The following is a 20,848-nucleotide window of genomic DNA, read 5'->3' as shown; positions in this document are numbered from 1 at the left end:
CGCTCGTCATCCGTCAGAACCACTTCGACCGTCGGCCGACCCATGCGCGCCATGAGCCCAGCATACTTCTACGGCTTTCCTAAGACTCGGGACACTAGATCGCCAGGCGGTCCCCGCGGTGTGCGGCGGCCGGGGATTCGTGGTGGCGGAGCCCGTACGGGAACTCCTCAGCCCCCGCCGGGTCGCACTCGGCGAGTCCACCGAGGTCCGCCGCCTGCTGCCCAACCTGGGCCGCCGCATGGTCGGCGCCTGGTGCTTCGTCGACCACTACGGCCCCGACGACATCGCCGACGAACCCGGCATGCAGGTGCCACCGCACCCGCACATGGGCCTGCAGACGGTGAGCTGGCTGCGCCAGGGCGAGGTACTGCACCGAGACTCGACCGGCAGCCGTCAGCTGATCCGCCCCCGCGAACTGGGCCTCATGACCTCGGGCCGGGCCATCAGCCACTCCGAGGAGAGCCCCCGGTCGCACGCCCGCCTCCTGCACGGCGCCCAGCTGTGGGTCGCCCTTCCGCAGGCCCACCGCCACACGGACCCCCGCTTCGAACACCACGCCGGCCTGCCGACCGTCACGGCCCCCGGCCTGGAGGCCACCCTGATCCTCGGCACCCTCGACGGCGCGACCTCGCCCGGCACGGCGTACACCCCGATCGTCGGCGCCGACGTGTCCCTCACCCGGGGCACGGACGTACGCCTCCCCCTGGAACCGGACTTCGAGTACGCCGTACTGTCCATGTCCGGCGAGGTCCACGTGGACGGCGTGCCCGTCCTGCCCGGCTCGATGCTCTACCTCGGCTGCGGCCGCCCCGAACTCCCCCTGCGCGCCGACTCGGACGCCTCCGTCATGCTCTTGGGCGGCGAGCCGTTCGAGGAGGAACTGATCATGTTCTGGAACTGGATCGGACGGTCGCAGGAGGAGATCGTGCAGGCCCGCCTGGACTGGATGGAAGGGACGCGGTTCGGGGAGGTCAAGGGGTACGACGGTGCTCCGCTGCCGGCTCCCGAGGTGCCGACGGTGCCGCTGAAGCCACGTGGACGGGTGCGCTGACCCGCACAAACGGATGATGGGCCGCGACGGGTCGGCGACTCGCCGGTGCGCCCCGTCTCCCGCGGCCCGCCGCGTGCGGGAGGGCGGCCGAGCGTTCGGCACGGGCGAAGCGCGGGGCTGCACCATTCCACGGTGTGCTCGTCTGAGGTGTCGAACAGTCCTCTCCCGGAACGAGACGTGCCACCTCAGGGATGTACGCGCAGCCGTACTTCGCCCACAGGGCGGCTCCACCGGGGGAGAAGACTTCCCAGATCCCAGCGAGCGCAAGGGCGTTCTCCGTGACCTCGGTGGCTCGCCTCTCTGCGCCGGGGCGTTCAGCCCGGACGGCAAGGTGCTCGCGGGAGGTGACCAGACGGCAATGTGCGGCTTCGTCGTGAGATCGGCTGCGCAGGCGCGGACGGTGCTGGGGGCCTCTTGTTGGTGGATCCCGAGGCCAGGGCCGCCGCCACGAGGGCCCCTCGCGGCGCGTCAAAGGGGGCGTGGCCGCCCGCCACCTACAGCAGGGCGCAGCCGGTTGGGGATGGCGCCGGACCCCGCACCCGCGCCGCCGGTGCTCGTGCTCCGGGTCGAGGACGCGCAGGTTGATGCACGCTGCCGGCTGCGCAGGGTCTCGCGGCAGGGCGCCCTGGCGCGGTGGGGGCTTGCAGCGGTGCTCACCCTCGCCGGTGGCCCTGAGCATCGTGACCCACTCGGCCAGGGCAAGCGGGCGGGCGGCGGCGGAAACTCGGATGCGCGTGCCGCGGCGGCCCGCCTAGGCTGCGCTCGCGGGAGGGCGTGGCGCCGTTCCGCCGTCGGCGGATCGGAGATGCACGGGGTATGACCAGCCAACTGTTCGCCGTCTGCTTCCGCACGACCCGGCCCGCGGACCTTGCGCGCTTCTGGTCCGGACTCCTGGGCTGGGAGCCGGCCGACGGCCCGGACGACGACCTCGTGCTCCTGCCCCCTGCGCATACCGGGTTCCGCATCCGCTTCCTGCCGGGCCAGGAGCCGAAGACCGGCCAGAACCGGGCGCACTTCGACCTGACGAGCGCATCCCCGCAGGATCAGCGGCGCACGGTGGCCAGGGCGCTGGAGCTCGGCGGAGAACACATCGACGTCGGCCAACTCCCCGAAGAGGGGCATGTGGTGCTCGCCGACCCGGACGGCAACGAGTTCTGTGTCATCGAGGCGGGCAACGCCTTCCTCGCCGGCACCGGCTTCATCGGAGCGCTGGCCTGCGACGGTACGCAGGAGGTCGGCTACTTCTGGAGCGAGGCGCTGCGGTGGCCGCTGGTCTGGGACCAGGACCAGGAGACCGCGATCCAATCGCCCCACGGCGGTACGAAGATCACGTGGGGTGGTCCGCCGGTGGCCCCGAAGACCGGGCCGAACAGGCTGTCCTTCGAGCTGGCGCTCCCCGCCGACGCCGACTGGCAGGCGGAGGCGGACCGCCTGGTCTCGCTCGGCGCGACGCGCACCGGCACCGGCGAGGGCGACGCCGGCCGGGCGCTGATGCTGGACCCCGACGGCAACGAGTTCTCCGTACGGATACCCCGGTAGCGGCAGCGGCAGCGGCCCCGGCAGCGGGACGGGGCGGAGTGCGGGAAACGCCGGCAGCGAGCCAGCCGGCGCCGCTGGGAGCCGGATCGCTTACGGCCGTTCCCGGCTGCGGCGCCGGCCGGGATCGGCAGGGGAACCGGCTCGGTTCCCGGCACGAGGGTGCCGCCCTGGTGTTCCCCGGCACTGAATGCCGAGGCCGGTGACGGAACCGTCCATCACCTCGCCGTCGCGCAGCAGCCGCCACGCGCACGCCGTTGCCGGCCGGGCTGCCGAAGGCGGGAGCACAGCCGCGTGGAGAGGCCTTCACCCGCGTCCTGGGGCGCGCGCGGCGAGTTGGGACAGACCGTCCGCCGACTTCCCGACATGCCCGGTGCGCGCCGCCCGCCGCTCCGCCGTGCGCGTGTCCGCTGTACACAGTCAGTGCTGCAATCCGCGATTCCTGTCGCAGGTCCGTACCCCGAGAGGAAGCTGGTGCAGCGGTGGCCGAAGTCACTGCCCGGACGCGCGTGGACGTACGCGACCGGGCCACATGGACGGAACTTTTCTACGACCTGGTGCTCGCCTTCGGAGTCAGCCAGGTCGCCCACGTGCTCGCGCTGCACCCGGGCTGGACGCAGCTGGGCAGTTGCCTGCTCGTCCTGGTGCCGCTGTGGTGGGCGTGGGTGGATGTCGTGATGGCGATGAACGCCGTGCACGAGACCAACATGCAGCGTGTGTTCCTGCTGCTGGCGGGGCTCGCCACCTACGGGATGTGCATGTCCGCGCAGCACGCGTTGGAGACCAGGTCGGAGGCGCTGCTGTACGCGGGCAGTTATCTCGCCCTGCGGCTGCTCATAGGCGAGGCGATACGGCGGGAGTGCGCCGTCTACACCATCCACCCCTACCGGGCGGGCCTCGCCTTCGCGCTGGCCCTGTTCGGGGTGACCGCCCTGCCGGACCAGATGCGCACCGCGGGGTGGGCGGTCGCCGTGGTCGCCGAGATCCTCGCGCCGCTCGTCCTGAGCGGCCACCTGCGGCAGCTGGCGTTCGGCGTCAACCACCTGCCGGAGCGGTTCGGTCTGTTCATCATCATCGCCCTCGGCGAGAACGTCGTCTCCGTCGGCGCCTGGGTGGGCGGGCGCCACCTCGGGCCGACGGAGCTGGCGGCCGTCGCCCTCGCGTTCCTCACCGGCTGCGGCCTGTGGTGGCTGTACTTCCACCTCGCCGCGTCCGCCGTCGCCCACGCCCTGCGCTCCCATCCGACGCCCGCCGTCGTCGTGCGCGACGTGCTCAGCTACGGCCATCTCGCTCTGGTGTCAGGGCTGTTGCTGGTCGCGGTGGGCGCCGAGCGGATCGTCGCGGCGCCCACCGTGACGCCGTACCGGATGGCCGCGGGACTGCTGCCCGTCGGCGCCGCCCTGTTCACGCTGACGTTCTGCTACACGCGCCGCCGGATGTTCGGTGCCGCCTCCGTGACCCGCTTCGCCGGCGGGCTCGCGCTGCTGGGTCTCGCGCTCGCCGCGCCCCTGGTGCCGGGACTGGTCACGCTCGGCGCCGTGGCGTTCGTGCTCATCGCCGTCAACGGCCTGGAGCACTGGCTGCTGACCGGCGGCCGGCACGTCCCCCTGATCTTCGTCAGACGCTGAGCCCGAGGGGGGAACGCGGCACCCGCATCACCGTCAAGTGGCCAGGTCCGCAGCGCGACTTGACGCAGTGTGCCGACCCCGCCCCGCCACCCGGCCCCCGCCTTCCACCCGCGCCTAACTTTCTCGGGTGCCCAGCCGCGGCGCGCGGCGTGCGACAGACCGAGCATCCGTTCGCGAAGGAGTGGTCCGATGACGATCCCCCTGCCCCAGGCCGTCGGCGACGGTTCCCTGTTCATCGACGGCAAGTTCCAGCCGGCTGACTCCGGAGAAACGGTCCAGGACATCAACCCGGCCACCGAGGAACCCATATGCGAGGTGGCCTGGGCCGGGACAAGTGATCTCGACCGAGCCGTGCAGGCGGCACGGCGCGCCTTCGACGTGGGCCCCTGGGCCGGGATGCCCGCCAAGGAACGGGGCCGGCTGATGCTGCGCGTGGCCGACGGCATCGAGGCCGCGGGGGAGGAGCTGGCCCGGCTGGAGACCCTGGACGTCGGCAAGCCGATCACGTTCACGCGGGGCTTCGACGTCCGGGCCGCCGCCGAGATCTTCCGCTACTACGCCGGCATGGTCGAGCAACTGGAGGGCGCCGCCCGCCCGGCGGGCGCCCGCTCCCTGCAGTACACGCGGCGCGAGCCCCTCGGCGTGGTCGGCGCCATCACGCCGTTCAACTTCCCGCTGAACCTCGCGGTCAACAAGATCGCCCCGGCGCTCGCCGCGGGCAACACCATCGTCCACAAGCCCGCCGAGCAGACGCCGCTGACCGCCCTGGCGCTCGCCCGCGTCATGGCCGAGGCCGGACTGCCCGAAGGCGTGCACAACGTGGTCACCGGCGGCGGCGCCAGTGTCGGCGCGGCGCTCGTCGAGCACCCCGGCGTCGACAAGATCTCCTTCACCGGCTCCACGGCCACCGGCAAGCGCCTGATCGCCGCCGCGGCCGGCACGCTGAAGAAGGTCACCGTCGAACTCGGCGGCAAGGGCGCCAACATCGTCTTCGCCGACGCGGACATCGAAGCGGCCGTGCAGGCCGCCTTCCAGGCCGGGTTCTTCAACACCGGCCAGTTCTGCATGAGCGGGTCCCGGCTGCTGGTGCACCGTTCGGTGCACGACCAGGTGGTGGACGCGCTGACCGGCGTACTGGGCGCGATACCGGTCGGCGACCCGCTGGACGAGAACACGGTGCTCGGTCCGCTGGCGCACCGGCAGCAACTCGACAAGGTCGTCGAGTACGTCGGCATCGGCCGCCAGGAGGGCGCCACCGTCGCCTTCGGCGGCGAACGCGGACACGAGGGGCCCGGCTACTTCCACCAGCCCACGCTCTTCACCGGCGCGCACCCGCAGATGCGCATCGCGCAGGAGGAGATCTTCGGCCCGGTCGTGACGGTGCTGCCGTTCGACACCGACGAGGAGGCCGTCGAGATCGCCAACGGCACGCCGTACGGACTCGCCGCGGGTCTGCACACCCGCGACGTGCGCCGCGCGCACACCGTGGCCGCCCGGCTGCAGGCGGGGATCGTCTGGGTCAACACCTGGGCGGCGTTCGAGAACTCTACGTCCTTCGGCGGCTACAAGTCCTCCGGCTACGGCCGCGAGCTGGGCCCCGAGGGCATCGAGGAGTACCTGCAGTACAAGACCGTGTACGTCAATGTCGATTGAGGTAGAAATGTCCGACCAAACCCGCCCCGGCGCCCTCTCCGCCGGGCTCGTGCTGGGCGCGTTCCTGGCGCCCAGCGCGCTCGGAATGTCCGCGACGCCCATCGCGCTGCCCGCGCTCGGCGACAGCCTCTCGGTGGCCTCAGGGGCGACGGCCTGGGTGCTGGCGGGCTACACGCTGACCCTCTCCGTCGCCTCCGCCCTCGCCGGCCGTCTCGCCGACATCCGCGGTCTGCGCATGCCCATCGTCACCGGCATGGTGCTGCTGCTCGCCGGCACCGTCCTCGTCGTCGCCGTCCCCTGGTTCCCGGCCGTCATCGCGGGCCGGATGCTCCAGGGCATCGGCGGTGGCGTCGCCGCCGTGCTCTCCTTCGGCGTCGCCAACCGCCTCTTCACCGAGCCCGGCGAACGCGGGCGCACCATCGGCACCATGGGCGCGGTCGTCGGGATCGTCTCCGGCGGCGGCGCACTGCTCGGGGGCGCCCTGACCGACCTGATCGGCTGGCAGGCGGCGCTCGCGCTGCCCGGTCTCTCGGCGATCGCCGCGATCCGGGTGCTGCGCATCGCACCCGCCACCCAGCCCCGCCCCGAACGCCTGGACGCGCGCGGCGCCGTGCTCTGCCTCGCTCTCGCCGCGGCCCTGGCGGTCCTCCTTCAGGCCCGCACCACCCACCTGAAGGAGACCCTCGTCCTGGTGCTCGCGGTGCTCGCGATCGCGCTGGCCGCGGCCACCGTGTGGCACGTGCGCCGGGTGCCCGACGGGTTCCTGCCGCGCCTGGTCGTCAGCAACGCCCGCTTCGTGCTCGCCGCGGCGGCCGGCTTCACGCTCTTCGCGGGCTACCTCATCATCCAGTTCGCGGCGCCCCGGCTGATCCTCATGGACCACGACCCGAGCGTCACCCAGATCGGTCTGATCCTGCTGCCGACCGGTGTGGTCAGCGCGGTCCTGTCCCGCACGGCCGGTGGACTCGCCCACAAGGTGGGTCCGCTGCGCCTGGTCACCGCCCTCACCGTGCTCAGCGCCGCCGGGCTGCTGCTCGCCGCGCTCGCGGGGCGCCAGCCCGTCGCCCTGGTCATCGCGGTGGCCGCCTGTGTGTCGGGGTTCAGCGCCGGTCAGGTCGCCCTGATGGCCGCGGTGCCGCACCTGGTCGACAGCTCCGTGCACGGGGTGGCCGCGGGTGTGTTCCAGCTCGTGTTCATCACCGGCGGTTCGCTCGGCTCTGCCGCGGTCGGCGGCATGGTCGGTGCGATGAGCCTGTCCACCGCGATCGGGGTGCTCGCTGTGGTGCCGCTGATCGGCCTGGTGGCGGCCGTGGCCGCCGGGCTGCTCGTGGCGCGGCAGACGTCGTCGCCGGCCCCCGTGGCGGGCGGCACCCGGACGGCCGTCGCTGCGGAGAACCCGGCGCGCGCCACCGGCTGACGTCCGCACCCCCCGCTGCCGTTCCCGGAGTCCGCTCCAGGGGCGGCAGCCCTTTTTGGCCCGGCCGGCCGGCCGCGAGGCGCCGCACGCTGATCACCTGACGCGATCCACCTGACGCGATCCACCTCACGCGCTGAGTCCGACCCGCTCCACGTGACGCGTTCGACCTCACGCGGTTCACCACTTCACGCAACACACCACACACAGCTCACCCGAGAGCTTCCCCGAAGGAGCGGAAATGGCTCGACTGACCCGCCGTGGATTCCTCGGCACCGCCGGCGGCGTGGGCGGTGCCGTCGCCCTCGGCACCCCGGGCACGCAGCAGGCCGCGCAGGCCGCGGAGGCGGCGCCCCGGGCCGCCGGTGACGAGGCCGGCCGCGCCCTCGTCGACACGGTGACCGTGACCGCGTCGGACCCGCGCTACCTGGACCTCACCCAGCGCGGCTACAACGCCCGGTTCACCGCCGAGCCGGACACGATACGGCTCGTGCACTCCACCGGCCAGGTCGTCGCCGCCGTGCAGGAGGCGGTCACGGCCGGGGCCCGGATCGCGGTGCGCAGCGGCGGGCACTGCCTCGACGGCCTCGTCGACGACCCGGGCGTACGCGTCCTCATCGACCTGTCCGAGATGAACGCCATCGGCTACGACGCGTCCCGGCGGGCCTTCTCCGTCCAGGGCGGCGCCACCCTCGGCCAGGTCTACCGCACCCTCTACCTGGAGTGGGGCGTGACCATACCGGCCGGCGACTGCCCCACCGTGGGCGTCGGAGGCCATGTCACCGGCGGCGGCTACGGCCCGCTCAACCGCAAGTACGGCGCGGTCGTCGACCACCTCTACGCCGTGGAGGTGGTGTACGTCGACTCCACCGGCACCGCCCGCTCCGTGGTCGCCACCCGCGAGGCCGACGACCCGCACCGTGAGCTGTGGTGGGCCCACACCGGCGGTGGCGGCGGCCAGTTCGGGATCGTGACCACCTTCTGGTTCCGCTCCCCGGACGCCACCGGCACCGACCCGGCGGGCCTGCTGCCCAAGCCGCCGCACAGCCTGCTCAAGACCTCCACCAGCTGGAAGTGGACGGACCTGACCGAGGCGGACTTCACCCGCATCGTCCGCAACCACAACGCCTGGCACGCCGCCCACAACACACCGGGCTCCGACTACGACACCCTCAACAGCGCACTCCTGCTCTACAACTACGTCCAGGGCGCCGTCTCCCTCACCGCGCAGCTCGACGGTTCCCTGCCGAACTCCCGGCAGCTGCTGGACAGCTACATCGCGGCGATCGCCGAAGGAGTAGGCGCCCCGCACACCACCACCGCGCACAGCACGCCGTGGCTCAAGGAGTCCCTCAAGGACCACTACGACACCGGGCTGTACAACCGCGGCAAGTTCAAGGGCGCCTACCTGCGCAAGGGCTGGTCCGACGCGCAGCTCGCGGTCCTGTACCGCAACCTCAGCGACCGGACGTACACGGGACACGGCGGCGCGATCCTCTTCTCCTACGGGGCCCAGGTCACCACGGTCGCCCCCGACGCCACCGCCCTGGCCCAGCGCGACTCCATGCTGAAGGCCAACTTCCTGACGTACTGGACCGACCCGGCCGAGGACGACCGGCACGTCGCCTGGCTGCGCGCCCTGTACCGGGACTTCTACGCCGCCACCGGGGGCGTGCCGCTGCCGGACGGCGACGCCGACGGGTCGTACATCAACTACCCCGACCCCGACCTGACCGACCCGCGGTGGAACACCTCGGGGGTGCCCTGGCAGACGCTGTACTGGAAGGGCAACTACCCGCGCCTGCAAGCGGTGAAGAAGCAGTGGGACCCGCGCAACGTCTTCCACCACGCGCTGTCCGTCACGGCCTGCCGGTGAGACACCGCGACCCCCGCCCCTCGGCCGAGGGGCGGGGGTCGCGCGCTGTCCCGTGTGTCAGCCGAGCGGCGGCAGGACGACGCCGGTCAGCGACTCGCTCAGCTCCCGCAGCCGCGCCCGCGCCGCCGGGTCGTACGCCTGGGCGCCGGCCCGCGCCGGGGCGGCCCGGTTGAAGTACTCGCCGCTCACCTGCGCGAGCGCCGGGTCGGTGACGAGGCGGGCGGTGTTGCGCATGCCCTCCTCCAGGGTGCTCTGCGGGGTGAAGAGGTTCACCACGATCTTCGTCGGCATGTACGAGGCCGGGTGCAGGGCGTTGACCGTGACCCCCGTGCCGGCCAGCTGCTCGGCCAGGTCCTTGGTGAGGCTGATCTGGGCCAGCTTCGCCTGGCAGTAGGCCTGTCCGCCGTCCCAGCCGTGCTCCAGCATGACGTCGTCGAAGTCGAGCGGGGCCTGCCCGGCCGAGGTGACGTTGACGATCCGGGCCGGGGCCGAGCGCACCAGCAGCGGGGCCAGGGTGCAGCTGAGCATGTAGCCGGCCAGGTAGTCGACCTGGAAGGTGAGTTCGTGACCGTCCTGGCTCTCCTGGCGGGCCAGCTCGACGCCGATCCCGGCGTTGTTGACGAGCACGTCGAGCCGGTCGTACCCGGCCAGGACGCGGTCGGCGAGCTTGCGGATCTCCTCCAGGGAGGAGAAGTCGGCCAGCTCGTAGTGGAACCGGTCGGCGCCGGTCCGCTCCCGCAGCTCCGCCAGCAGCTCCTGCCCCTTGCGGGCGCTGCGGCCGTGCAGGATCAGCGTGGCGCCCTGATCGGCGAGTTCGAGGGCGAGGGCGCGGCCGAGTCCGTCGGTCGCGCCGGTGATGAGGATCGTCTGTTCGCTGACAGGGCTCATGGTCTCCATTTTCCCGGTGTTTCCTCGTGCGTGTCGGAACATGGTGGAAGGCACGGCCGGTCGAGGTCGACCGGCCGTGCCCGGTGCGGGCGTACGCGGATCACGTGCTCACGCGTAGGACCGCAGTTCTGCGGAGGTCTGGTCGGTGTAGCCCTGGCTCACCTCGATGACGACCCCGTCGGGATCGGCCACCCAGACCGTCTTCCAGCCGGGGATGAACGCGTCGAAGGCCAGCGGCCCGAGCAGCACCTCCAGCTCCCCGCCGGCCGCCTCCATGAACGCGTCCACGTCGTCGACCTGGAAGGCCAGGTGGCGGGCGGCGCCGGGGTTGTCCGGGCCGTCCTTCGCGGTGGGGAAGGCGGGCTCGGACTCGGTGGGGAAGAGTTCGATGTAGACGGGGCCGGCCTTGAGGAAGACGACCCGGCTCCCGTCGGCCTCCACGACGCGGGCCCGCTCGAAGCCGAACCAGCGCCGGTAGAACTCCTCCGTGGCCCTCTGGTCACGGCAGTTGAGGCCGACGTGCGACCAGCGGGCGTTCGCGGGTGCGGACACGGGCCTCACGCCCCACCGGTGACGGCGGCGAAGGGCACCGTGTCGTGCACGTTCGTCATGTAGACGATCTCGCCGCCGGCGATCCTGAAGTAGTTGCACACGTCGGCCTCGACGGTCTCGCCCCGCGGGGTGCGGGCGGAGATGTGCGAGACGACGGCGGCCTGCTCGCCGTCGACGACGACGTGCACGGGGACGTTGGAGAAGGACGCGTACATCTGCGGGAACCCCTTCATCATGTCCCGCAGGGTCTCGCGTCCCTCGACGTGTCCGGCGAGCTGCTCGTCCATCGTCTGGTCGACGGCGAACAGGTCGCACCAGGGGTCCCAGTCGCCCAGGTTGGCGAGCCGGTAGTAGGTGTCGACGATCTCTCGGGTGTTCATCGCGGCCTCCTCGGCGTACGGGATCGGCTGGGTTGCGGGTGTCACGGAAGCTCCACGTCCAGCTGGCGCATCAGGCCCGCGGTGTCGGCCTGCACCCAGCGCTCGACGACCTTGGCGTCCTCCAGGCGGTACACCTCCAGGCTGGTCCAGGAGACCTCGCGTCCGTCGGGCTCCTGGCCGAAGAACGGGGCGATGTGCTTGCCGTGGAAGGTGATGTGCATGATCACCTTGTCCGGGGAGGCCGGGTACAGGGCGTCGAGGCGCACGGTGAAGTCGAGGGCGTCGTGCGCGGCCTTGATGACGACCTTCAGCTCGTCCAGGCTCGACACGTCCCAGGCCGGGTTGTTGTCCCGGAACGTCGGGCCGAACAGCGCGTCGAGGTCGTCGTAGCGGCGCTCGTTCACGGCGTCGCTGACCGCCTGCACGGTCGCCAGGTTCGCCGCGTCCGTGGAGACCTGCTCGCGCAGGCCGAGCAGGTCGTCCTGAGCCCAGCGCTCCACGAACCGGCCGTCCTCGACCCGCCAGATCTCCGTGGTGGTCCACTCCACCGCACGGCCGGTCGCCGGGAAGCCGAAGACCGTGCCGCCGTGCGTCCCGGTCAGCTTCACCCGCGTGACGACCTTGTCGTCGCCCTCCGGGCCGCCGACGGGCAGCGCCTCCTGGAGCTCCCCCTTGAGGCCGTACGTCGCGTGGGCGGCGCGCAGCGCGGCCAGGTAGTCGTCCAGGCCCTTGATCTCGAAGCCGGGGTGGTGGTCGGTGAAGTCCTCGCCGACGACCTGGGCCACGGCGTCATAGTCCGCCGCGTTGAAGGCGTCGAGGAAGCGCCGGTACAGCGCGACGCTCGCGGAGTTCTCGGTGGTGTTCTCAGAGGTGGGCATGGTGGGTCTCCTCGGTCCGTCGGTGGTGGGAGTCCTTGATCAGCTCGGCAGCGCGCTCGCCGATCATCACGCTGGGCGCGTTGGTGTTGCCCGCGACGATCGTCGGCATCACGGAGGCGTCGGCGACGCGGAGCCCGGCGACGCCGTGCACGCGCAGCTCGTGGTCGGTGACCGCGTCCCCTCCCGTGCCCATGCGGCAGGTGCCGGCCGGGTGCCACAGGGTGGTCGCGCGCGCGGCGACGTAGGCCCGCAGCTCACCGGGGTCGCGCACGCCCGCGCCGGGCCCCAGTTCCTCGCCGCGCAGCCGGTCGAAGGCCGCGGTGTGCGCCAGCTCCCGGGCCAGCAGCACCCCGTGGACCAGGACGTCCACGTCGGCTCCTGCCGTCAGGTAGCCGGCCTGCACGACGGCGGGGGCCGCCGGGTCGGTGGAGCGCAGCCGGACGCGGCCGCGGCTCTCGGGCAGCAGCGCGATCGGCGCGAACGTGAAGCCGGGCCCCGCGTGCTGCTCGGCGGGCGCGTCGGGGGCGAGGAACTTGACCGGCCCGAACGTGAACTGCAGATCGGGCGACCGGCCCTCCCCGCCGCCCTGGGTGTGCGTGAACAGGCCCGCCTCGGACAGCAGTGCCCCCTCGGGGTGCTCCTCGCGGGACCGGTAGCACACCGGCACGAACAGGTGGTCCTGCAGGTTGCCGCCGACGCCGGGCAGGTGCTGCACGACGGTGATGCCGTGCGCGCGCAGGTGTGGGGCCGGGCCGATCCCGGAGAGCATCAGCAGCTTCGGCGTCTCGAAGGCGCCCGCGCTGACCACGACCTCCCCGTCCGCCCACGCCTGCCGGTGCTGCCCGTCCTGGACGTAGGCGACGCCGGTGACGCGGGTGCCGTCGAGCAGCAGCCGGGTGGCGTGCGCGCCGGTGGCCACGGTCAGGTTCGGACGGTCGAGCGCGGGACGCAGATAGGCGGTCGCCGTCGAGGCACGGGCGCCGTCGTCGGTACGGGTCGTCTGGTACAGGAAGCCGTAGCCGTCCTGCCGTTCGCCGTTGTAGTCGTCGCCGGGCGCGTCGAAGCCGAGGTGGCGGGCGGCCGCGACGAACGCCTTCGCGACCGGCGTCGGATCGGTGTGGTCGCGCACCCGCACGGCGCCGCCCTTGCCGCGCAGCGCGTCGCCGCCGCGGTCGTAGTCCTCGGCGCGGCGGAAGGCGGGCAGCACGTCCGCGTACGACCAGCCGGGGTTGCCCGCCGCCGCCCAGCCGTCGTAGTCGTGGCGGCTGCCGCGCACCCACATCAGGGCGTTCACGGAACTGCAGCCGCCCGCCACCTTGCCGCGGGCCACCGGGACGCGGCGACCGCCGAGGCCGGCCTCCGGCTCGGTCGCGTACCCCCAGTCGATCGTGGGGCTCCACTCGCTGGTCAGCAGGGCGAGGAGGGAGGCGGCGTCGGTGCGGTGGATCTCCGGCCGCTCGTCCCAGCCGCCGGCCTCCAGGAGCAGCACGCTGACGTCCGGGTCCTCGCTGAGCCGGCTCGCCACGGCGCAGCCCGCGCTGCCGGCGCCGACGACGACGTAGTCGTACGACATGGGAACCTCTCGCATCGCCGGCTCAGGCCGGGTTCAGGGCGCCGACGTGGTAGGTGCGGATGCGCAACGCCCCGTCCGCACCGTCGCGCACCAGCTGCCAGTCCTGGTCGATGCGCAGGGCCGACACGCTGCCGTCGGAGAGGTTCTTCGCGGTCCACACGACGGTCACCTCGACGTCGACGAGACCGTCGTGCTCGTGCGTGCGCAGCTTCTCCACGATGTGGCTCTGCGGGCCGAAGCTCGCGCCCACCGCCGCGTACCAGTCGCGGAAGTCGGCGTGGCCGCGCAGGGTGCGCTCGGGGAACGCCATCTCCAGGCCGTCGTCGATCACGTACGCCAGCAGGTCCTCGACGGGCTCGTGGCTGCTCAGGATGTCGTACCAGTGCTGGACGAACGCGGCGACGTCCTGGCCGGGCTCCGTCCGCGGGCTCTGTGCGGTCGTCATGCCAAGTCCCTCTCGCTGAAGGAGTGTCCGGTGTCTTCCGGATGTGTCCCGGTCGATTGGGCCACGGCGGCGAGGGCCCGGGTCCGGCCCCGGGGGATCGGCCGGGGCATTGCGTGAGGTCGGACCGCGGGCTTGCCGACGTCGCGGGGCGAAATGGCGTAGTACGCGCGCCCACTTGGGGATGTGGCGCGATCGGGACGGCCGGAGCCGCCGGGCCCGGCCCGCGAAACGTAGACATGAGTTCGACCGGTCCCATCCGACCCGCGTCGCACGAGAGGACACCCCATGAGCAAGCGCATCCTCGTCGTCCTGTCCGAATACGGTTACTGGGGCGAGGAGTTGATCGGCCCGCTGGAGACCTTCGACAAGGCCGGCTACCAGGTCGCGTTCGCCACGCCCACCGGCAAGCGCCCGGTCGCCCTGCCGCCGAGCATGGACCCCGACTACGTGGACCCGCCGCTCGGCCGCTCCGTCACCACGCCCGAGATGGCCGCCAAGGTCCGGGCCGTCGACAGCTCGCCGCGGCTGGACGGCCCGCTCGACCTGTCGTCCTGGCTGCCCGACCGCCCCTACCGCTCCAAGCCGTACTTCCTGCGTGACTGGGAGGCGTACAACACCCGCCTGGAGCAGATCCGCGACCAGATCGCCGACCGATACGACGCCCTGCTCATCGTCGGCGGCTCCGGGCCCATCGTCGACCTCGCCAACAACTGGCGGGTGCACGACCTGATCCTCGCGTTCCACGCCCTGGACCGGCCGATCGCCGCCGAGTGCTACGGCGTCGCGCCGCTGGCCTTCGCCCGCGACCAGGAGGACCGCGTCTCGATCATCCGGGGCAAGCACGTCACCGGGCACTGCATCGAGTACGACTACAAGGACGGCACCGGCTTCATGGGCACCGACTTCGTGATCGGCCCGCCGCCGTACCCGCTGGAGTACATCCTGCGCGACGCGACCGCTCCCGGCGGCGCCTTCCACGGCAACTTCGGCAAGGAGACGTCGGTCATCGTCGACTACCCCTTCATCACCGGCCGCTCGACCCCCGACTCCTACCTGACGGGCCAGAAGCTCGTCGAGGTCCTGGAGGACGGCCTGCGCCAGTGGGGCTTCAGGGCCGACGACTGACCCACCCGCACGGCAGCCATGTAAACCTTCGCAGAAAGGTGCACGTCATGGTCAGCAGGCCCGCGCGGGTCGCGATCCTCGAACAGCTGCGAGCCGACGGGGTGCGGTACATGTTCGGCAACCCCGGCACGGTCGAGCAGGGCTTCCTCGACGAATTGCGCAACTTCCCGGACATCGAGTACGTCCTCGCGCTCCAGGAATCCAGTGTCGTCGGCCTCGCCGACGGCTACGCGCGGGCCACGCGCACCCCGGCCGTGATGCAGCTGCACACCGGTGTCGGAGTCGGCAACGCGGTCGGCATGCTCTACCAGGCAGGGCGCGGGCACGCCCCGCTGGTGGCCATCGCCGGCGAGGCGGGGCTGCGCTACGACGCCATGGACGCCCAGATGGCGGTCGACCTGGTCGCGATGGCCGAGCCCGTCACCAAGTGGGCGACGCGCGTGGTCGACCCCGGCTCGGCGCTGCGGGTGCTGCGCCGCGCCTTCAAGGTGGCGGCGACCCCGCCGTACGGCCCGGTGCTCGTCGTCCTGCCCGCCGACGTCATGGACCGGGACACCGCCGAGCCGGCCGTGCCCACCTCCTACGTCGACGTCACGGCCACCGCCGCTCCCGAGGTGCTCGACCGGGCGGCCGCTCTCCTCGCTGGAGCCGAGCGGCCGATCGTGATCGCGGGCGACGGGGTGCACTTCGCGGGCGCCCAGGAGGAACTGGGGCGGCTCGCGCGGACATGGGGCGCCGAGGTGTGGGGAGCGGACTGGGCCGAGGTGAACCTGTCCGTCGAACACCCTTCCTACGCGGGGCAGTTGGGCCACATGTTCGGCGAGAGCAGCCGGAAGGTCACCGCGGCGGCCGACGCCGTCCTCCTCGTGGGCACGTACGCGCTCCCCGAGGTCTTCCCGGCCCTCGACGGCGTCTTCGCCGACGGCGCCCCCGTCGTCCACATCGACCTGGACACCGACGCCATCGCCAAGAACTTCCCCGTCGACCTGGGCATCGCCGCCGACCCGCGGCACGCCCTCGACGGGCTCGCCCACGCGCTGGAGCGGCGGATGAGCCCGCGGGACCGGGCGCGGGCGGACGAGTGGTTCGCCCAGCGGTCGGCGGCGCGCTCGCGCGAACGGGCCGCCGCCCGCCGCCAGGACGACACCGCGCTCGACCCGGACGCCCTGCCGACGCAGGCCTTCCTCCAGGAGCTGGCACGCAGGCTCCCCGAGGACGCCGTCGTCTTCGACGAGGCGCTCACCGCGTCCCCCGACCTCACCCGCCACCTGCCGCCGACCCGCCCCGGCCACTGGCACCAGACCAGGGGCGGCTCCCTCGGGGTGGGCATCCCCGGCGCCATCGCCGCGCAGCTCGCCCACCCGGAGCGGACGGTGGTCGGTTTCACCGGCGACGGCGGTTCCCTGTACACGATCCAGGCCCTGTGGACGGCGGCCCGCTACGGCATCGGGGCCAAGTTCGTCATCTGCAACAACAGCAGCTACCGGCTCCTCGAACTCAACATCGAGGAGTACTGGAAGAGCGTGGACATCGCCGCGCACGGGCAGCCGGAGATGTTCGACCTGTCCACGCCGGCCATCGACTTCGTGGGCCTCGCCCGCTCCCTGGGCGTCCCGGGCGTCCGGGTCGAGAAACCCGACCAGGCCGCCGCGGCCGTCGAGCAGGCGCTCGGCACCCCCGGCCCGTTCCTGGTCGACCTGGTCACCGGACGCGGAAGGCAGGAGTGAGCCGTGCGACTGAACGGACACAAGATCGCGATCCTGCTGGAGAGCGACTTCTACGAACCCGAGATCCTCTACTACCAGCACCGCTTCCCCGAGGAAGGCGCCGAGGTGCACTTCCTGTCCCGGATGTGGGGCCAGGACGAGATCACCTTCCAGGGGCACGAGCACCGGATGCCGTTCGTCGTGCGCGAGTCCTTCGAGGACGTCGACGAGTTCGCGCTCAAGGAGTTCTCGGCGGTGATCGTCCCCTCCGGGATGGTCTCCGACCGCCTGCGCTACACCGAGGACCCGGACGAACTCCCGCCCGCCGCACGGTTCCTGAGACGGGCCTTCCAGGACCCGGCCATCGTCAAGGGCATCATCTGCCACGGCATGTGGCTGACCGCCCCGGTGCCGCACCTGGTGCGCGGGCGCCGCGCCGTCGTCCACAACAACCTGCTCGGCGACCTGCGGAACATGGGCGGCCTGTACGTCGACGAGGACGTGGTCGTCGACGACGACCTGGTCACCGGGCGCACCGGGGCGCACTGCCACCTCTTCGCCCGGACGATCATCGACCTGATCGCCGCCCGCGAGGGGGACCGGGCCGCGCGGGCGCGGGGCGCGGGCCGGGCCACGGCTCTGGGAGGTGCGCGATGACCGCCGTCATGGACCCCGGCGCCCGCGTTCCCGTCAGCGACCGCATTCCCGTGCGCGACGTCCGTCCCCAGGTGCGCGGCGGGGCCGTGCCCGTGAAGGCCGTCGCGGGGGAGACCCTCACCGTCAGCGCCACCGTGTTCCGCGAGGGCTCGGGCGAGATCGGCGCCAACGTCGTGCTGCGGGACGCGCGGGGCCTGACTGCGGGCTGGATCCCGATGACCCTCGTCGACCCGGACGCCGACCGGTGGGAGGCCACCGTCGTGGTCCCGGAGCCCGGCAGATGGACCTACGGCGTCGAGGCGTGGGCCGACCCCGTCGCCACCTGGCGCCGCGACGCCGAGGTGAAGATCCCGGCCGGCGTCGACGTCGAGCTGATGCTCGCCGAGGGCGCGCTGCTGTACGAGCGGGCCGCCCACGGGATCCCGGACGCCGGCCGCCGCGAGGCGGTCAGGGCGGTGGCCCGCGCCCTGGGCGACGGCACGAGCCCCGTCTCCCGGCGGCTCGCCGCGAGCGCCGCCCCCGAGGCGGCCGCCGCGCTGCGGCGGCACCCGCTGCGCGAACTGGTCACCCCCACCTGGCCGTTGCCGCTGCTCGTGGAGCGGCGCAGGGCCCTCGTCGGCGCCTGGTACGAGATGTTCCCGCGCTCGGAGGGCGCCCGGCTGACCGACGGCGGCCCGCCGGTCAGCGGGACGTTCGCGACGGCGGCGCTGCGGCTGCCCGCGATCGCCGCGATGGGCTTCGACGTGGTGTACCTGCCGCCGATCCACCCCATCGGGCGCACCCACCGCAAGGGCCGGGACAACGCCCTCGTCGCCGGCGAGCACGACGTGGGATCGCCGTGGGCCATCGGCTCGGCCGAGGGCGGCCACGACGCCGTCCACCCGGACCTGGGCACCCTCGACGACTTCCGCCGGTTCGTCGCCAGGGCCGGCGAGCTGGGCCTGGAGGTCGCACTCGACTTCGCCCTCCAGTGCTCGCCCGACCACCCGTGGCTCACCGAGCACCCCGAGTGGTTCACCCAGCGGCTCGACGGCTCGGTCGCCCCCGCCGAGAACCCGCCCAAGAAGTACGAGGACATCCACCCCCTCGCCTTCGACCGGGACTTCGAAGGGCTCGTCGCCGAGAGCGTGCGGCTGCTGCGCTTCTGGATGGACCAGGGCGTACGGATCTTCCGCGTCGACAACCCGCACACCAAACCCGTCGGCTTCTGGAAGCGGGTGATCGCGGAGATCAACGGCCGCGACCCCGACGTGGTCTTCCTCGCCGAGGCCTTCACCCGGCGCGCCATGGTCCACGCCCTCGCGCAGGCCGGCTTCCAGCAGTCGTACACGTACTTCACCTGGAAGAACGAGAAGGAGGAGCTGACCGAGTACGCGCATGAACTCGCGCACGACAGCGCCGACTTCCTGCGTCCCAACCTCTTCGTCAACACGCCGGACATCCTGCACGCCTACCTCCAGGGCGGCGACCGCCCCGCCTTCGAGACGCGCGCCGTGCTGGCCGCGACACTCGCCCCGACCTGGGGCGTGTACGCCGGGTACGAACTGTGCGAGAACGAGGTCCTCCAGCCGGGCACCGAGGACTACAAGAACTCCGAGAAGTACGAGCTGCGCCCGCGCGACTGGGCCGCCGCCGACGCCGAGGGCCGCTCCATCGCCCCCCTGATCACCCGCCTCAACGAGCTGCGCCGCGCCCACCCGGCTCTCCAGGAACTGCGCAACCTCCGCTTCCACAGCGTGCCGCACCCGCAGGTCATCGCCTACTCCAAGCAGGTGAGGCTGCCCGACGGGTCGCTCGACACCGTCCTCGCCGTCGTCAACCTCGACCCGTACCTGCCGGCCGAGGGCACCGTCACCTTCGACCTGGCCGCGCTCGGCCTGCCCGACGACGGATCCCTGAAGCTGCGTGACGAACTCACCGGCGAGATCCACGCCTGGGGCCGCGAGACGTACTTCCACCTGGAACCGGGCCGCTCCCCGGCCCACCTCCTGGTCCTCGCCGGGGAGCCGGCATGACCCTCGCCCCCCTCGTCGGGCAGCGGCAGCCCGTCGCCCCGCTGCTGCCGCTGCTCGACCCCTGGCTGCGGACCCGCCGCTGGTACGCGGCCGGGGCCGGCCCCGCCGACGGGCTCACCCCGGTCGTGGCCGACGTCGTACGGGAACAGGCGCCCGCCCTGCTGCACACGGTGCTGCGTACCGGAGACGGGCAGCTGTACCAGTGCCTGCTCGGCCTGCGCCCCGAACTGCCCCCGCGGCTCGCGGGCGCTGCCATCGGACAGGTGACCGAAGGGGACTGGCGCGGCTGGACCCTGTACGAGGCCACGCAGGACGCCGCCCTCATGGGCGTACTCCTGCGCCACCTGGCCCGCGGCACGGACGGCGGGCTGCGCATGCAGCGCACCACCCGGATGCCGCTGCCGGTGGGCCTCGTGCCCCGGCCGCTGACCGCCGAACAGAGCAACAGCGCCGTCGTCTACGGCGACCGGCTGCTGCTGAAGATCTACCGGCGGCCCGAGCCCGGCCCGCACCTGGAGGTCGAGACGCTGCACGCGCTCACCCAGGCGCGCTGCCCGCGCACCCCCCGGCTGCACGGCACCCTGCTCACCGGCGGCACCGGCCTGGTCCTCGGCCTCATGGAGGACCTGCTGCCGGCCGACGGCGACGGCTGGCAGATCGCCGTGCGGCAGGTCGCCGACTGCGTGGACGGCACCTGCTCCACCGTCCCGGCGACCGGCGGCTTCACCGCACACGCCCGTGCACTGGGCGCGGCCGTCGCCGAGGTGCACACGACGCTGGCCGACGTGTTCCCGCGCGTGCGCCTCACCCCGGACGACATCGCACGGCAGGCGGCCGGGATGACCGAACGCCTGGACGGCGCGGTGCGGGAGGTACCGGCGCTGGCCCGGCACCGCGCCGGGATCGCCCGGCTCTACGACGCCTACGCACGGGCGGGCGCGCGCGGCGGCGCGGTGCTCGCCCAGCGGGTCCACGGCGACCTGCACCTGGGGCAGGCGCTGCCCACACCGGCCGGCTGGCAGCTGATCGACTTCGAGGGCGAACCGGCCCGGCCGGCCGCGGAACGCGCCGGGGCGCAACCCGTGCTCAAGGACGTGGCGGGCATGCTCCGCTCCTTCGACTATGCCGCCCGTGCGGGTCTGCGCTCCCTGCGCGCCCGCGACCTGGACGACACCCCTGGCGCCCGCCTGCGCCGCGCCCGCCGCGCGCACGCGTGGGCGGTCCGCAACCGGCGCGCGTTCCTCGCCGGCTACGCGGACGCCGGCGGCACGGACCCGCACTGCCATCCCCTTCCCCTGCGGGCCTTCGAGGCGGACAAGGCGGTCTACGAGGCCGTCTACGAGTCCCGCCACCGCCCGGACTGGCTGCCGATCCCGCTGGAGGCGGTGCACCGGCTGGCCCGCACCTGAAGGCCGGCCCGGACCCCGCGCCCACCAGGACGCGGGCAGCCGGGCCGGCGACCACCGACCCA

General features: G+C 72.7%; 17 protein-coding genes. 11 read left to right on the top strand and 6 right to left on the bottom strand.

What is annotated here, in order from left to right:
• Positions 1-118 precede the first annotated feature (118 nt).
• The 6 genes from ACFC02_RS23060 (at position 119) to ACFC02_RS23035 (ending at position 9,158) form a co-directional block, all read left to right on the top strand.
• Positions 119-1,051, top strand: a complete 933-nt coding sequence (locus ACFC02_RS23060) for a pirin family protein (protein WP_376360345.1) — start codon at positions 119-121, stop codon at positions 1,049-1,051.
• Between the two features lie 816 nt (positions 1,052-1,867).
• Positions 1,868-2,590 (top strand): VOC family protein, encoded by a 723-nt coding sequence (locus ACFC02_RS23055; protein ID WP_376360342.1) that lies wholly within the window; start codon positions 1,868-1,870, stop codon positions 2,588-2,590.
• Between the two features lie 479 nt (positions 2,591-3,069).
• Positions 3,070-4,215, top strand: a complete 1,146-nt coding sequence (locus ACFC02_RS23050; RefSeq protein WP_376360339.1) for a low temperature requirement protein A — start codon at positions 3,070-3,072, stop codon at positions 4,213-4,215.
• Between the two features lie 189 nt (positions 4,216-4,404).
• Positions 4,405-5,868: an aldehyde dehydrogenase family protein gene (locus tag ACFC02_RS23045; protein ID WP_376360337.1), complete on the top strand. Its 1,464-nt coding sequence runs from the start codon at positions 4,405-4,407 to the stop codon at positions 5,866-5,868.
• Positions 5,869-5,875: 7 nt separating this feature from the next.
• Complete coding sequence (locus tag ACFC02_RS23040) at positions 5,876-7,285, top strand: MFS transporter (protein ID WP_376360334.1); 1,410 nt, start codon at positions 5,876-5,878, stop codon at positions 7,283-7,285.
• Between the two features lie 238 nt (positions 7,286-7,523).
• On the top strand, positions 7,524-9,158 hold the full coding sequence (locus ACFC02_RS23035; protein ID WP_376360332.1) for an FAD-binding oxidoreductase: 1,635 nt from the start codon (positions 7,524-7,526) through the stop codon (positions 9,156-9,158).
• Between the two features lie 57 nt (positions 9,159-9,215).
• Here the strand turns inward: ACFC02_RS23035 and ACFC02_RS23030 are convergent, their stop codons facing one another.
• The 6 genes from ACFC02_RS23030 to ACFC02_RS23005 form a co-directional block, all read right to left on the bottom strand.
• The gene (locus ACFC02_RS23030) at positions 9,216-10,046 is read right to left on the bottom strand and encodes an SDR family NAD(P)-dependent oxidoreductase (protein WP_376360329.1); all 831 of its coding nucleotides are present in this window, start codon (positions 10,044-10,046) and stop codon (positions 9,216-9,218) included.
• A gap of 108 nt (positions 10,047-10,154) precedes the next feature.
• The gene (locus ACFC02_RS23025; RefSeq protein WP_376360326.1) at positions 10,155-10,598 is read right to left on the bottom strand and encodes a VOC family protein; all 444 of its coding nucleotides are present in this window, start codon (positions 10,596-10,598) and stop codon (positions 10,155-10,157) included.
• A 5-nt stretch (positions 10,599-10,603) separates the two neighbouring features.
• Positions 10,604-10,978 (bottom strand): nuclear transport factor 2 family protein, encoded by a 375-nt coding sequence (locus ACFC02_RS23020; protein WP_376360350.1) that lies wholly within the window; start codon positions 10,976-10,978, stop codon positions 10,604-10,606.
• 41 nt (positions 10,979-11,019) lie between these two features.
• Positions 11,020-11,856, bottom strand: a complete 837-nt coding sequence (locus ACFC02_RS23015; RefSeq protein WP_376360323.1) for an ester cyclase — start codon at positions 11,854-11,856, stop codon at positions 11,020-11,022.
• Positions 11,843-13,444: a GMC family oxidoreductase gene (locus tag ACFC02_RS23010; RefSeq protein ID WP_376360320.1), complete on the bottom strand. Its 1,602-nt coding sequence runs from the start codon at positions 13,442-13,444 to the stop codon at positions 11,843-11,845. The genes ACFC02_RS23015 and ACFC02_RS23010 overlap by 14 nt, the downstream gene beginning before the upstream one ends.
• A gap of 7 nt (positions 13,445-13,451) precedes the next feature.
• Complete coding sequence (locus ACFC02_RS23005; protein ID WP_376360317.1) at positions 13,452-13,874, bottom strand: nuclear transport factor 2 family protein; 423 nt, start codon at positions 13,872-13,874, stop codon at positions 13,452-13,454.
• A gap of 285 nt (positions 13,875-14,159) precedes the next feature.
• Here ACFC02_RS23005 and ACFC02_RS23000 point away from each other — a divergent pair, with 285 nt between their 5' ends.
• The 5 genes from ACFC02_RS23000 to ACFC02_RS22980 are packed head-to-tail and all read left to right on the top strand — an operon-like array spanning position 14,160 to position 20,786.
• Positions 14,160-14,999 carry a type 1 glutamine amidotransferase domain-containing protein gene (locus ACFC02_RS23000; protein WP_376360314.1) on the top strand — a complete coding sequence of 280 codons (840 nt, stop codon included), beginning with the start codon at positions 14,160-14,162 and terminating at the stop codon, positions 14,997-14,999.
• Between the two features lie 47 nt (positions 15,000-15,046).
• Positions 15,047-16,726, top strand: a complete 1,680-nt coding sequence (locus ACFC02_RS22995) for a thiamine pyrophosphate-binding protein (RefSeq protein ID WP_376360310.1) — start codon at positions 15,047-15,049, stop codon at positions 16,724-16,726.
• A 3-nt stretch (positions 16,727-16,729) separates the two neighbouring features.
• Positions 16,730-17,362, top strand: coding sequence for a DJ-1/PfpI family protein (locus ACFC02_RS22990; protein WP_360962106.1), 633 nt, complete (start codon positions 16,730-16,732; stop codon positions 17,360-17,362).
• The gene (locus ACFC02_RS22985; RefSeq protein ID WP_376360306.1) at positions 17,359-19,377 is read left to right on the top strand and encodes an alpha-1,4-glucan--maltose-1-phosphate maltosyltransferase; all 2,019 of its coding nucleotides are present in this window, start codon (positions 17,359-17,361) and stop codon (positions 19,375-19,377) included. Before ACFC02_RS22990 ends, ACFC02_RS22985 begins: the two co-directional genes overlap by 4 nt.
• The gene (locus ACFC02_RS22980) at positions 19,374-20,786 is read left to right on the top strand and encodes a hypothetical protein (protein ID WP_376360303.1); all 1,413 of its coding nucleotides are present in this window, start codon (positions 19,374-19,376) and stop codon (positions 20,784-20,786) included. Before ACFC02_RS22985 ends, ACFC02_RS22980 begins: the two co-directional genes overlap by 4 nt.
• The last annotated feature ends 62 nt before the right edge of the window (positions 20,787-20,848 follow it).

This window comes from Streptomyces sp. NPDC056160, assembly GCF_042268205.1.
Lineage (GTDB): Bacteria > Actinomycetota > Actinomycetes > Streptomycetales > Streptomycetaceae > Streptomyces.
The sequence above is the reverse complement of the archived record's forward strand: the minus strand, read 5'-3'. Positions and strand labels throughout refer to the sequence as shown.

What these genes read in the sequence shown, in the direction of transcription:
- ACFC02_RS23055 (WP_376360342.1), top strand. Translation starts at nt 1,868, where the DNA reads ATGACCAGCCAACTGTTCGCCGTCTGCTTCCGCACGACCCGGCCCGCG.
- ACFC02_RS23045 (WP_376360337.1), top strand. Translation starts at nt 4,405, where the DNA reads ATGACGATCCCCCTGCCCCAGGCCGTCGGCGACGGTTCCCTGTTCATC.
- ACFC02_RS23040 (WP_376360334.1), top strand. Translation starts at nt 5,876, where the DNA reads ATGTCCGACCAAACCCGCCCCGGCGCCCTCTCCGCCGGGCTCGTGCTG.
- ACFC02_RS23035 (WP_376360332.1), top strand. Translation starts at nt 7,524, where the DNA reads ATGGCTCGACTGACCCGCCGTGGATTCCTCGGCACCGCCGGCGGCGTG.
- ACFC02_RS23030 (WP_376360329.1), bottom strand. Translation starts at nt 10,046, where the DNA reads ATGAGCCCTGTCAGCGAACAGACGATCCTCATCACCGGCGCGACCGAC.
- ACFC02_RS23020 (WP_376360350.1), bottom strand. Translation starts at nt 10,978, where the DNA reads ATGAACACCCGAGAGATCGTCGACACCTACTACCGGCTCGCCAACCTG.
- ACFC02_RS23015 (WP_376360323.1), bottom strand. Translation starts at nt 11,856, where the DNA reads ATGCCCACCTCTGAGAACACCACCGAGAACTCCGCGAGCGTCGCGCTG.
- ACFC02_RS23010 (WP_376360320.1), bottom strand. Translation starts at nt 13,444, where the DNA reads ATGCGAGAGGTTCCCATGTCGTACGACTACGTCGTCGTCGGCGCCGGC.
- ACFC02_RS23005 (WP_376360317.1), bottom strand. Translation starts at nt 13,874, where the DNA reads ATGACGACCGCACAGAGCCCGCGGACGGAGCCCGGCCAGGACGTCGCC.
- ACFC02_RS23000 (WP_376360314.1), top strand. Translation starts at nt 14,160, where the DNA reads ATGAGCAAGCGCATCCTCGTCGTCCTGTCCGAATACGGTTACTGGGGC.
- ACFC02_RS22995 (WP_376360310.1), top strand. Translation starts at nt 15,047, where the DNA reads ATGGTCAGCAGGCCCGCGCGGGTCGCGATCCTCGAACAGCTGCGAGCC.
- ACFC02_RS22985 (WP_376360306.1), top strand. Translation starts at nt 17,359, where the DNA reads ATGACCGCCGTCATGGACCCCGGCGCCCGCGTTCCCGTCAGCGACCGC.
- ACFC02_RS22980 (WP_376360303.1), top strand. Translation starts at nt 19,374, where the DNA reads ATGACCCTCGCCCCCCTCGTCGGGCAGCGGCAGCCCGTCGCCCCGCTG.